General features: G+C 62.8%; 9 protein-coding genes and 1 pseudogene. 4 read left to right on the top strand and 6 right to left on the bottom strand.

Going from position 1 to position 12755, the window contains the following annotated elements; translation table 11 throughout:
- Positions 1-1170 (bottom strand): annotated as a pseudogene (locus CK206_RS19830) (hypothetical protein); the annotation flags it as partial.
- 843 nt (positions 1171-2013) lie between these two features.
- Here CK206_RS19830 and CK206_RS19105 point away from each other — a divergent pair.
- Positions 2014-2589, top strand: a complete 576-nt coding sequence (locus CK206_RS19105) for a ParA family protein (RefSeq protein WP_096907553.1) — start codon at positions 2014-2016, stop codon at positions 2587-2589.
- An 849-nt stretch (positions 2590-3438) separates the two neighbouring features.
- Here CK206_RS19105 and CK206_RS19110 read toward each other — a convergent pair.
- The 3 genes from CK206_RS19110 to CK206_RS19120 all read right to left on the bottom strand — a co-directional run bounded on the left by CK206_RS19110 (position 3439) and on the right by CK206_RS19120 (position 5537).
- Positions 3439-4839 (bottom strand): IS1380 family transposase, encoded by a 1401-nt coding sequence (locus CK206_RS19110; protein WP_096905723.1) that lies wholly within the window; start codon positions 4837-4839, stop codon positions 3439-3441.
- A 173-nt stretch (positions 4840-5012) separates the two neighbouring features.
- The gene (locus tag CK206_RS19115) at positions 5013-5270 is read right to left on the bottom strand and encodes a type II toxin-antitoxin system RelE/ParE family toxin (RefSeq protein WP_032375740.1); all 258 of its coding nucleotides are present in this window, start codon (positions 5268-5270) and stop codon (positions 5013-5015) included.
- Positions 5271-5291: 21 nt separating this feature from the next.
- Positions 5292-5537 carry a type II toxin-antitoxin system Phd/YefM family antitoxin gene (locus CK206_RS19120; protein WP_033098516.1) on the bottom strand — a complete coding sequence of 82 codons (246 nt, stop codon included), beginning with the start codon at positions 5535-5537 and terminating at the stop codon, positions 5292-5294.
- Positions 5538-5798: 261 nt separating this feature from the next.
- Here CK206_RS19120 and CK206_RS19125 point away from each other — a divergent pair, with 261 nt between their 5' ends.
- From CK206_RS19125 to CK206_RS19140, 3 genes are all read left to right on the top strand, one after another.
- Complete coding sequence (locus CK206_RS19125) at positions 5799-6653, top strand: TIR domain-containing protein (protein WP_254050715.1); 855 nt, start codon at positions 5799-5801, stop codon at positions 6651-6653.
- 469 nt (positions 6654-7122) lie between these two features.
- Positions 7123-10206: an N-6 DNA methylase gene (locus CK206_RS19135; RefSeq protein ID WP_096907638.1), complete on the top strand. Its 3084-nt coding sequence runs from the start codon at positions 7123-7125 to the stop codon at positions 10204-10206.
- A gap of 184 nt (positions 10207-10390) precedes the next feature.
- On the top strand, positions 10391-11458 hold the full coding sequence (locus CK206_RS19140; RefSeq protein WP_143337782.1) for a hypothetical protein: 1068 nt from the start codon (positions 10391-10393) through the stop codon (positions 11456-11458).
- Between the two features lie 244 nt (positions 11459-11702).
- On the opposite strand, the gene CK206_RS19145 is transcribed toward CK206_RS19140, so the two are convergent.
- A complete protein-coding gene (locus CK206_RS19145) occupies positions 11703-12302 on the bottom strand; it encodes a cadmium resistance transporter (RefSeq protein ID WP_096907559.1) in 600 nt (199 codons plus the stop codon).
- A complete protein-coding gene (locus tag CK206_RS19150) occupies positions 12299-12658 on the bottom strand; it encodes a helix-turn-helix transcriptional regulator (protein ID WP_096907560.1) in 360 nt (119 codons plus the stop codon). Before CK206_RS19150 ends, CK206_RS19145 begins: the two co-directional genes overlap by 4 nt.
- Between the last annotated feature and the right edge of the window lie 97 nt (positions 12659-12755).

Consider the following 12755-nt stretch of genomic DNA (forward strand, 5'->3'; position numbering starts at 1 on the left):
TGCCGCCCAGGGGCCAGCTGCTCGCTGCACGCGGGCGACCCACCCCTGCTGGACAAGCGCTCTCAGCCGGTCGGCTACGGTGTCTCTGGTCAGACCTGCGGCCAGGGCCCAGTCGCGCTCGGACAGGTGCACCTCGGTGGCTGCGGCTGCGACGGTGCGGGCTGCCAGTGCCAGGAGCACGAGGCGGTCTTGGGCTCCGGTCTTGCCGGCCCACCGGCGGGGACGGGCGTCCATGCGGGTGAGCAGGTCGGCGACAGTGGTCTCGGCAGCGCGGCGGGCGGGCGAGGGTCCTGCAGTGCTGGACTGGGTGTAGCTGGCTGCGGTGACGGCTTTGGCCCACTGGCGGGCCAACTCGGCGGTCGCGTCTAACCGGGGGGTGCGCTCCCCTGCGTTGATGCGATGGGTGCGGACGAACTCCAGGCCGGGCCAACGGTCAGTTAAGGCAGCCTCGTGCAGGTCGCGATACTGCATCCGGGCGTGGGCGCAGCCCAACAGGATCGACCACCCCACCGCGGAGGCATCCGTGCGGTCGGTGATCGGGGCGCGGGCAAGGGCACGAATCTGTGGGTTCAGGGGACGTCTGGGCCCGGCCAGGTATGGATGGCCTTGCACATCGACGTGCACAGGAACCGGGGCGATCCCAGCATCGGTGGCGGAGGCGCCCTTGCTCTGAGGGGGTTGTGTCAGCTGCGTGAGAACTGTGCGCAAGGCCCGCAGGGACACCGGCCGGATATGGGGATCTGTCAGGGGCATCGATGTGCCGCCGGCGCGGTGGGGCGAGCCCGGGGCGCGGACACAACCCGTGCGCGAATTAGCCAGCGGGCCCCGGTCCAGCGAGGGCCACGCGGCGCTGAAAGCGTCGATGAGCGGTGCCAGGCGGTGCGCGGAGACGGCGGTGCTCAGCCGGATCCATACGTGGTATCCCCCAGCAGGTCCTGACGAGCACACCAGGTGCTCGATGCCCGCGGCAGTCAGGGCAGATGTGCACGCTGCGAGGTCTTTGTCCGCGGTTGAGCCGGCATGGTGGGCGTCGAAATCGAGGGCGAGGAGCCGAAACTTGCCCGATTCATCGGTCAAGTGCAGCGCGAAAGGTGTCCCCTCCCCCGGCACTCCGTCGGTGAGACGTCGCGTGACGGCGAAGGTATGCGCCTTGTGCGAGTCGACACGCACATACGGGCGCGGACTCCACGCGCACACCACAGAGTCCCACCACCAGGTGGAATCTCGGGTTGTGAGGTTATCGAGGTCAGAGCGAGACACGCCGATCGGATCGACTGGACCATCCGATGGGTATGACTTACTCTGAGAGGTGCCTGGAAGCACAGCTCTCCTAATTGGTGAGCAACACCGAGTTTGAGCGCCAACTCGAACTCTTGACTTTCGATCCCGGTCCACCTGCCAGTGGGCCGGGATCAGTCATTTCAGGGTTGCGGGGTGTTCAACTGTCGGCCGGGCACGGACCGGCCACCGCTTCACGCTGAAATTGCCTCCTCATCTGCAGGTGGAACTACGGCCTCGGGCAGGCCAAGATTGATGGCGGCGAGGTCAGCCAAGTACTGAGACATCGAGACGCCTCTAGACCTGGCTTCCACCCGAAGTGCCTCGTACACCTCAGGGGCCATACGGACGGGCACGCGCATGCGCTCGCCGAATGACGGTCGCCCGGGGCCCCGCTGCTTCGTCGCCATGTGAGGAAAACTCCCACACTTGGCGCCACAAATCCTATCGACACGCCTAGGTGAGGTGGAGTTTTTTGGCGCCGTCTACGGCTCTGTCGGCGGTCAGCGGCTGCGGCACACCAGTATCGGTAGACACCGCAAAACCAGTATCGGTACATACCGCAACACCATCACCGGTCTAACGGTGAGTACCGAAGTACCGCTAACGGTTCAAGGGTATTTCGGGATGTTCGGCGTGGCTGGCGCGCCCCTGCGCTGCAGTTTTGGTATCAAGGTGATGACCACAATTGGTACAGCGGTATCGCGGTGTTAGAAGATTGAGGTGTAGCGGGTTTTGAAGATTGCGGTAGTTAACACCAAGGGTGGCGTCGGTAAGACGACCACCGCCATCTACCTAGCGACGGTCGCGAGCGCGCAGGGCAAGTCGACTGAGTTGCTAGACGCGGACCCTCAGGGGTCGGCCACTAGTTGGGCTGAGATTGCGACGGAGGGGGGTGTGCCTTTGCCGTTTCAAGTCTCGCCCGCGAACAAGATCACGCTTTCGCGCGCATCTAGTAGCGACCTCACAGTGATCGACACGCCTCCGGGTGCTGCTGACATCATTCAGGCCGCGATCGATGCGGCTGATGTTGTCGTGGTCCCCACTGCGCCGTCTGGTTTGGACCTCCAGCGCGTCTGGCCAACGTTGGAGGCTGCTGCGCATAAGCCAGCTGGCGTCCTTCTCACGAGCGTTGAGCTCGGCACTAAGCTGCTCGAGCTCACAAAGGAGGCCCTTGAATCGGAAGGGGTGTTCGTATTCGAGAATGTGATTGGGAAGCGACAGGCGATACGCCAATCATTCGGCACATGTCCAACAAGCTTCTTCGGCTATCGAGACCTGATGGACGAGATCGTTGAGGTGACTAAATGAGTGGCAAATCGGAACCGGTGAGCCGTAGTTTGCGCCCACGGGCCGCAGCTCCCATCCGGCCGGTCTCGGAAACGTTCTCTGCTTCTGAAGCCGCACGTCCGCCCGGTCCTCGGCGTACGAAGACATCGCTAGCGCTTGACGTTGAGGTGTACCGGAGAGCGAAGATCGCGGCCATCCAACAAGGGGAGACCGTGTCTGAGTTTATCGAGGCAGCTATTCGAAATGCGCTTCCTGAGTAGTTGCGCCCAGAGGTAGATACCGTCGTCGGTGAATACGGATCGAGGTATATACCGCTGACGGTGTCGGTCACCGGAGAGATCGTGATTCTCAGGCTGGTAGGCAAGTCCGGTGCGAGCATCGAGCACGGGCGCCGAGCCGCGTGACGAGCCCGCCCTGTGATGAGGGGGAGTTGGCAATCAGCGTCTGAACTGCGAACTTTCCATGTTCGCGTTCACCGGCAATTGTGGCTTGAGCCCGGTTGATGGTTGGCCGTGCTGCCAGTCGTGCCGGCCGGAGCTGCTCCCGTGGTTCTGGGTCGCCTTCCCGCTGGCAGAACTCTTGGTGGCCGGGCCGCGTTGCCCCACTTGTGTTCCCGCGTATCGGTGTAGTCGGTGACTGGATGATGTTCATGCCGTTGGTGGGCCGCCTTTGGTGGCGTCGAGACCCTGGGTAACGAGCAGTTCTAGCAGCTTCGGCTTGTCTGCTTAGCCCCGCTGATTCACGGGCCGGTGTGACTGCTGCTGTCGGGTGACGGCGGGCTTGTTTTCGCGTAAGGGCGTGCGGGGGTGCCGGCTGGCGCTGCCGGTGGGCGGGTCTCCGGGTGGTGATGTCGAGGGCGGGCAGGTGAGATCAGGCTGGTTTGGGGATCGCGGCGATCTTGTTGAACGCGGCGACGATGGCGGTGGCCCAGGGCCACGTTTCGGGGATCTTCACCCGGCGTCGCCGGCCGCTACGGGTCAGCCGGGCTGCGACGTGCAGGAAGCGGTAGCGCAGCGCTTTGGGCTCGCACAAGGCCAGAACCGCAGCCTCGCCGGTACAGGCCAGCATCCGTGTCCACGCCACCAGATCTGCGGCGAGCATCACCGCCACCAACCAGGCCTGGTTGAGCGCGAACTCGCGTGAGGGCAGACGGCCAAGACCGGTGTCCTTGGCGTGACGGATCCGGTCCTCTACCCGGGCGTGCGCCCGATGCCGTGCTTCAAGAAACTGCAGTTGCCCGGTGGTGGTGTTGGTGGCAAACGCCTGGTAGCGCCACCCGTCGATCTCCTCGAACATCGACAACTGGGCGCCGGGGTGGGGTCGTTCGCGGCGGACGATGACCCGCATCCCGTCTGGCCACTTGGCGAGCATCCCGGGAGCGAGAAATCCGGTCAGCTCGGCAACCTCGGCCCCGTCCCGGATGTCACCGGAGGGATTGAGCGCTGGTCCCCACGCGGCCTCGGGGCAGGTCACGATGGCCCGGCGAATCGGGGCGGTGATGGAGAACCCGACCGAGTACTCCACCCGTCGACCACGGACGCGGTTCTGCTCGGTGATCCAATCCAACAGGTCGTGAGAGGCGCCGGCGCCGTCCGAGCGGATCAGCAGGTCACGCCGGTGAGCAGCGGGGATCTGCGCGATTGCCTGGCCCAGGACGTCGATGTGGTCGGCAGCGGTGTTGGAGCCAGCATTGCCCGGGCGCAAGCTCGCGGCGAGGAACTCTTCTGTGTTGTCGCACCACACGCCGATCGGGTGGTAGCCGAACGTGCGCTTATACGTCGGAGCTGCATGTTCCTTCTCGCTGTGGGTGACCACGATGGTGGCATCCACATCGAGCACGACCGTCGATCCCAGATCCCGCCCCGCACACGCCGATGCGGGCACCCCGCCGGGCAGGTGCGACCACACGTGCCGCCGGGTGCGGGCACGCGCGACCTGGATCTTCTTGCGCTTGCCGGCAGTGACCTCATCGAGCGTGCGCCACACCGTCGGCGCCGACGCCACTGGGCCCAGGGCCCCGGACTGGTGGCGCAGGACGCCGATGTCGGAGATGGACTCGCCGCCATCGGCGAGCATCACCGCGGTATCGATCAGCACACGGCCGCGGTCGTGGATCGGGATAAATTGTCGGCGAGCCATGGCCCCTGACAGCTCGGCGGTCAGACCGACCTGATCAGCCAGAAGTCGAGGCGCGATGGCCCCGGCGTGGGCGATCACCCCGACACCATCAGCAGTAACGGACAGACCGGCCGACCACGAAGTACGCTTCACCTACCGAGTGCTTTCTGCTGGAGAACATGGAACCTTAGACAAGTCCCAGTTTCCCCTGTTCAGGAAGCACTTCGGTCTATTTTCGCCCAGCGATCCGCAGATCCCCGTGAATCACCGGGGTTAGGCGTTGGATCCTGCCATCGCGAGCCGTGGCGACTCGGAGTGGGACGGAGTCACTTGTAGACGTCGCCGCGGTGCCCAATGCGCAGCACAAGTACGACGAGGGCGTCATCCTCGATGTCGTAGATGATGCGGTAGTCGCCCACGCGGATGCGGAGTTCGCCGTCGCCTCCGGCGAGCTGAATCGCGCCAGGCGGTCGCGGTGTCACCGCGAGGGCTTCGATGGCGCGGACGATTCGCTTTTGCTCGGTGGGATGAACTTTGCGGAGGGCTTTGGCGGCCGAGGGCTTATAGGTGATCGAATAGGGCATCAGCGAGTGGGGCGCGCAGGCTTACAGGCCCAGTTCCGCCATGAGCTCTTCGTGGGAGATGCTGCCGCCCTCACGGCGAGCGTCGGCCGCGCCCTGAACGTCGGCCTGATCCTCCAGGGCCTGCAGTGCCCGGTCGAAGAACTCCGGCGAGACGACAACGGCGCGACGACGGCTGCCACGGCTGAGGATCTCCACAGGCGCCCGCTGTGCGGCGTCGAGCACCTTGCTCTGATGGGCGCGAAAATTACTGAGCGTCGTGGTCACCATGACGCCAAGAGTACATCTTGTACAACTCGCGGTCTAGTGGTCCTTAGATGCCGCGGGCAGTGGGATCGACTCGTCTCTCCTGATCCGCACACTTGACGGAATTCAACATTATCGGCGCACGAGATCTCGCTGGTCAGACGATGGCCCTCGGATCGTCGCGATCGGGCTGAGGGGCGCGAGTCTCTGACGGCGGCTTGTGTCGGTAGCCGGACTTATAGTTGGCGCGTGACTACGTCTTCTCCAGATCCTCGCAAGGTGTTCGTGATCCACGGGCGTAATAGTGCCGCCCGAAACCAGCTCTTCACGTTCCTCCGAGCTTTGGGCTTGTCCCCAATCGAATGGAATCAGGCAGTCCATGAGACAGGCGAAGGAGCACCGTACATCGGTCAAGTGCTTGATAAGGCGTTCGAGATAGCGCAGGCGATCGTCGTGCTGGAGACACCCGATGATGTCGCGTATCTCCGAGCAGATTTAGCCGAAGACGATGACACTGAAACATCACCACAGCCACAGCCTCGCCCGAACGTTCTCTTCGAAGCTGGCATGGCTATGGGACGAAACCCGAAGCGGACCATCATTGTTGAGTTCGGCAAGATTAAGCAGTTCAGCGACATCCACGGCCGCCATACGATTCGCCTCGACGGTAGTCCAGAGAAGCGCCAAGCGCTCCGAAACCGCTTGTCCACGGCAGGCTGCAAGGTCGACGAAACAGGCGTCGACTGGCTTAGTTCGGAGCTGACGGCCCCTAGTGCTCCAGGTGGCGGCCTTCCGCTCGGAATACGTACTCCAGCGCCCGAGCGCCCTACCCGCCCGAGATTCTCTGCAACCCACTCCCGTCGGGGAGGAAACAAACTCGACTTCGTTGAGATAACGAACAACGGGCCAGGTGATGCATTTGACGTCGACGTCGTAGAGGTCGACGCGACCGGGCGCGGACTTCTCCGAGACCATGAACCGCTCCCGGTTCCAAAGCTCCCGGCGGGCAAGTCAATTCGTATGGACTATATGGGCAACATCGCGGCGGGCGACAACAAGCGGTACTTCACACTGCTCATCAAGGGGCGAACCGCAGACGGTGAGCAGTTCGATCACGAAGAGTTCGTGAGCATGACATGAATGTGTCCATCCCTACCGACGACGACAACTTCCTTCGTCGGGAATGTCCGACCTGCGAACGGCAGTTCAAGTGGCACCTCGGCCCCATCAACGCCCTCGCCGCCGCTGAGCCAACTCCGGACGTCTACTACTGCCCTCTGTGCGGTGTCGCCGCCGGCACCGGCCACTGGTGGACCAAAGAGCAGCTCGAGTACGCCCAAGCCCGTGCTATGCCAGAGGTCCTCGAACAGCTATCGAATGAGACAGGACTACGCATCGCTTCAATGTCCACAGTCCCGGAAGCGATGACCGAACCCAACGACATGGACATCGTGCAGTCACCATGTCACCCGTACGAGCCAATCAAGGTGCCAGCGGGACACGAACAACCGATTCACTGCCTAGTGTGCGGATCGGCCTTCGCTGTCTAGCCCGAGGGTGCCGAGAGTCTGGATGCAATGGAGAGCAAGTTCCCGGATACATTGCGGTTATGACATCCAGTATTGAGGCGATCATCAGGCGCCTCGCCTCGCGTAAGCCGATGCGACCGGAGGCCACGACGCAGGCCGACATCTACATGTTGCTCACGACTGCGGCGCTCGGGCTGGACACCGATGACGTGGTGACGATGGAGTCGCAGCTCGCGGATGGCACACGCCGCCGGATTGACATCGAAGCTGGTCACGTCGTAATTGAGGTCAAGAAGGACCTCCGTGCTGGCGATCTGACTGACGCGGAAAAGCAGCTCGCCGGTTACGTCGCACAGCGAACCAAAGAACTCGGCGGCCGCTACGTTGGCATCCTCACCGATGGCACTGCCTGGCGGTTGTACCATCTGGCTGACGACCAGCTGTCCTGTGTCTCCGAGCTTGAGCTGAGTCCGCGCGACCCGGACAGGGACGCGCTACTGATATGGCTCGAGTCGGTAATGGCGACGCGCGAAAAGATCCGCCCCGTCCCGGCTGAGATTAAGCAACGGCTGGGATCCACTTCTCCCGCGCACCAGCTCGACTACGCGGCTCTTGCCGTGCTCTATCGCGACAACCGTAACCATCCCGAGGTCAAGCTCAAGCGGGAACTATGGGCCAAGCTATTGCGCACGGCTTTTGGCACCGGGTTCGTCGATGACGAAGCCTTGTTCATCAACCACACCTTGCTAGTTGTGACCGCAGAGTTGGTCGCACACGCGGCGATCGGCTGGGACGTATCCCCGCACGGACCCCTAACCCCGGCACAGATGACCTCGGGATCGGAGTTTGCCAACTCCCAGATCCACGGCGTTGTCGAGGCCGACTTCTTCGATTGGGTTGTCGAGATCGCTGGCGGAGAGCAATTCGTCACCGAACTCGGCCGGCGCATCGCACGATTCGACTGGTCAAAGGTCGAGCACGACGTTCTCAAAGTCCTCTATGAGTCGGTCATCCCCAAGGCAGAACGGGAAGGACTGGGCGAGTACTACACCCCGGATTGGCTAGCGGACCGCATCGTCGATGATCGCGTTACCGACCCCCTCACCACCCGCCTGGCTGACCCGAGCTGCGGCAGCGGAACCTTCGTATTCCACGCCGTTCGCCGCTACCTCGACGCAGCGGAAGCTAACGGAACAACCACTGGAGAAGCAGTTCTCGACGTCACCCGACACGTCGTTGGCATGGACGTGCACCCCGTCGCGGTCACCCTTGCCCGCGTGACCTACCTGCTCGCAATCGGGATCGAGCGCATCAACTCCGCGGACCGTGGGCCGCTGACCATTCCCGTCTATCTAGGTGACTCGGTGCAGTGGGAACAAAATCGCGACCTGTTCGGTGGAACGGACAGGGTCACCATCGTCACAGCCGGCAACGAACTCGTTGAAGGCGGAGGCGTCCTCTTCGGTGACGACCTAGTGTTCCCCCGGAGCATCCTCGGCGATGCCCAAAGATTCGACCAACTTGTTTCCGCAATGGCAGACAATGCGCTCGACCTCAGTGGGAAGAAGGACAGCACGCTGATCGATCCGGTCCTGCGCAGGTTCGCGGTCACCGATGCGGAAGCGACAATTCTGAGAACTACGTTCTCAACGATGCGAGCTCTCCACCGCTCAGGCCGAAACCATATCTGGGGCTACTACGTCCGTAACTTGATCCGCCCGCTGTGGTTATCCGAACCAGGCAACCGGGTAGATCTCCTCGTGGGCAACCCACCGTGGCTGCGCTACTCGAAGATGACCGAGGTAATGCAGACGCGGTACAAAGCGCTTGCAAAGACACGCAATCTGCTAAACAACGGACTCGGCGCCTCCGCTCGGGACCTGTCCACGCTGTTTGTTGTACGAGCAGTGGAGCTGTATCTGCGCGAGGGTGGCCAGTTCGCATTCGTTATGCCACACGGCACCATCACTCGCAGACCACACTCAGGATTCCGCAGCGGGAAATGGGCAGCGGGAACCGGTGACCACCTCACCGTGGCATTCGAACACAGTTGGGACCTGGCCGAAACCACGACTGGGTTCCCCATGGTCTCGTGCGTCATCCGCGGACACCGAGCTAAAGTTGCAACCCCACTACCGGCCCAGACAGTCAAATGGTCCAACAGGCTTTCCAGCGCGGACCTCCCATGGAGCGAAGCTGCACAACGCACCGCTACGTCACCGGGAACGGTGGCGGCGCTCGGCGACGACGCCGGCCCCGCGCCCTCTCCCTACAAGTCCCGGTTTCGGCAGGGGGCTGTCCTTGCCCCGCGGATGACGTTGTTCGTAGCCGAAACCGATGCAGGCCCGCTAGGAGCGGGCGCCGGCCGAATCGCGGTGGAGTCCTTCCGCTCCACCCAGGAGAAAAAGCCGTGGAAGTGTCAGCCATCCCTGGCAGGGAGGGTAGAACGGGGATTCGTGCGGCCGGTGTATCTCGGTGAGACAGTACTGCCGAACCGGTGCGTGACGCCTCGTCAGGCAGTCCTCCCGATTGTGGGTTCTTCGATCCTGAAGACGCACGAGATCGCCGAGCACCCGGGCCTCGCAGATTGGTGGGGTCAAGCGGAAGAGGTATGGGCTGGCAATAAGTCGGCAGCCGACAAGTCGCAACTGCTCGACCGTATCGACTATCACGGCCAGCTCTCTGCGCAACTTCCTACGTCCCGGTGGAGGGTGGTATACACGGCCTCCGGAAATTCTCTAGCGGCGGCCCTGGTCCGAGATGACTCCGCAATTGTCGAGCACAAGCTGTACTGGGCACCGGTAGCAGCCGAAGCGGAAGGGCACTACTTATGTGCAATCCTCAACTCCGCGACGCTGCTAGAGCGTGTCAAACCATTGCAGGCACTCGGATTATTCGGCACGCGCGACTTTGACAAGAACGTCTTCGCAGTCCCCTTCCCGAAGTACGACGCTACGGACAACCTCCACACGCGACTTGCAAGTTTGGGCGCGCAATCCGAGGAGATCGCAGCCGCTGTAGACATTGCCGGAGCCCGCACGTTCCAGGCCGCTCGCAAGACAGTTGCCGCTGCTCTGGTGGCGGCCGGCATCTCCCAAGAGATCGAGGGTGCTGTTGCGGAACTAGTGCCCCTGGAAGCCGTGCTGCCTTCGGAGACTGATTAGAACCGGGGGGTTCACCTGCGGGGTGGGAAGATCAACCGGCGTCTACTGGTGCCTCCTGCCGGGCTGTACCCCGGTGGCGGGTCAGTTGTCGTAGACGGATGCAAGGGTGGCAGAGACGTGAGCTGCGCGGTCAAGGCAGCGGTCGCACTAGTTCAGTCTGGTGCTCAGTGATCGGAGACTACCCATGGTTGAAGAACTCGATGCCGGACACCACGCGGCGCCTGCACCCAGGCGGGCCGCGACGCGTAAGTATCCACTTGGCGAAATCATGCCGCGAAAGCGGGTTCACTCTTCGAAGGTGGAGGAGCGAGTTCGGACAATGTTGCAGGGCCGCGGAATCGAACTTCTCGACCCTCATCACGGTGTTCAGGCTGGGTTGGATCCAGAAGCTGGTTACTGGCCGATTCTCACACCGGACCTCATCCTCAAGGGGCACCGTGTTGCCATTGAGGTCGATCCGACCGGGTCGCCGGATGGGCCGGCTGGCCACGACAAGAAGCGAGCTGCCGACGAGAAGAGAAACCGGCTCATGGCTGAGGCTGGTTGGACGCTGGTGCGTCTACGGCTGGGGCTGGGGGAAGGGAGCGCCATCGGTCCTTTTGACGTCGAGACGGAAAGCGTCAACGTGACCGTCGCTGCCATCGATGCGCTTGTCGAAGCAGTGAGGACGGCGATTGCGGGCAGTAGCGGGGTTGTCCGGTTCATTCCGAAGGATCGGGCCCCGCAGCGGAAACAGGCTTCGCGGCTTGGTGCAATCGGTCAGCACCAGTACGAAGCCGGTTGGTATGTGTCTTGGCTCCAGGACTCCGGGAAGCGCGCACGGTATGCACTGCTGGACGGTGGAAAGAACCTGTACGCAGGCGTCGGATGGGACCTCGAGTTTGTCGCGGACGTGGGACTGGACGCGCTTCCTCGCGAGCAGTGGCGTTCGGAGCTTGAAGCATTCTTTTCCGAGGATCCGTCCCCACTTCCGGCGAGCCGGTTTCCGTGGGGATCGGAGTTCTTTACGGGCGAGCACGATCTGAACGACCGGTTGATCAAACTACGCATCTCTGCCGAGGAGTACACCTTCACCGCCAACGTTCCCGACGTCACTGAGTTCACTGGGTCTGCACTTATCGCCAGCGGAAAAGTATGTGCCGAACTGCACCCTGAAGCGGTTAGGTTGGGCTGGGAAGTGACAACGGTTGAAGCATGCCAGGGCCGCTCGGGTGAATACCTGAGGGTTCGGCTGGTCCGCAACGCCGGGTGACTTCGCGCTTGAGCGCACGAGTTCCCGGGTTGCGGCTGGCGTCTCCGTAGCACCGTCTGCACCTTCTCTGTGAGGTACACCCATGCGGGACGAGTTGCCGCCGGTCATCGTGTGGACTTGATCGCTCTGTGGCGGTCTTCTGTGGCTACTTCTTGGCGGCGACGTACCAATCGGGCGTTCTGGCCGGAAGAATTAGAGTGAGTCGGCGGCTCACGGGTGCGTGGTGGGGTTTGCGTCGGTTTTGTCAGAGTCCGAATGCTCCGCCGCTGATCAGGATGAAGGCGCCCAGGCCGATCAGGACAGTCGGGAACAGGATAAGTTCCCAGCGCTCTAGGACTTCGGCGATCGGTCGGCGGGTGGCGACGAACTTGGCCAGGCCCACCAGTCCCGCCACCAGCACCAGGAACACGATGCAGTAGGCAACTACGGCTCCCGTGCCCACGTTGAGAAAGACGGGGACGTAGACGCCGATGTTGTCGCCGCCGTTGGCGAAGGTTACGCCGGCCACGGTCCACACGGTGACGTTCTTGCCCTCGACCTTTGCATCGTCGTCGTCATCATCGTCCCCGCGCCAGGCCTGCCACGCGGCCCACAGTCCCAAGCCCAGTGGGATCAGCCCGAAGTAAGGGATGGCCCCCGGGGGCAGGAAGGCTCCCGCGCCCAGGGAGACGAGCACTGCGGCGCCGAGGATGCCGACGAAGCCAAGATACTGGCCGGCCAGAATGCGTGCGGTGGTGCCGCGTTGGCCTGCTCCGCGGGCGAAAAACAGCGACAGGACGATGATGTCGTCGATATTGGTGGCAATGAACAGGCCGATCGCCTGCAGGGCCGAGGACAGGATCACGCCTGCACCTCCGTGGCGTGACAACCCGGCACTGAGCAGTCGGGCTCCAAGCAGGGGGCGTTTTCGTTGACCGCGAGGGTGACCTCGACCAAGGAGGATAGCGACCGCGCCAAGTGCGGGTCTGCGATCTCGTACCGGGTCTGGCGGCCTTCGGGCACTGCGACAACGATCCCGCAGTCGCGCAGGCATGCCAGATGGTTCGACACGTTCGACCGTGTCAGCTCCAAATCGCGGGCCAGCTCCGCCGGGTAGGCCGGCCGCTCGAGCAACGTCAGCAGTATCCGGGACCGCGTCGGGTCGGCCATCGCCCGCCCTAACCGGTTCATCACATCCACACGAGAAACAATAATCAGCACTTACTGAACTATACAGCGTCTGCTGAACTGTTGGGACAGCGCCTTAAAAACCTAAAGGTTGTCAAGACACTTAATCTCGTCCAGGACTACGGCCAGT

Source organism: Dietzia sp. WMMA184 (assembly GCF_002441635.1).
In the GTDB taxonomy this organism is placed as follows: Bacteria; Actinomycetota; Actinomycetes; order Mycobacteriales; family Mycobacteriaceae; genus Dietzia; species Dietzia kunjamensis.

Bases quoted from the DNA above. Each gene is read 5' to 3' on its own strand.
- CK206_RS19120 (WP_033098516.1), bottom strand. From the start codon at position 5,537: ATGGTGACCACGACGCTCAGTAATTTTCGCGCCCATCAGAGCAAGGTG.
- CK206_RS19140 (WP_143337782.1), top strand. From the start codon at position 10,391: ATGGTTGAAGAACTCGATGCCGGACACCACGCGGCGCCTGCACCCAGG.
- CK206_RS19135 (WP_096907638.1), top strand. From the start codon at position 7,123: ATGACATCCAGTATTGAGGCGATCATCAGGCGCCTCGCCTCGCGTAAG.
- CK206_RS19115 (WP_032375740.1), bottom strand. From the start codon at position 5,270: ATGCCCTATTCGATCACCTATAAGCCCTCGGCCGCCAAAGCCCTCCGC.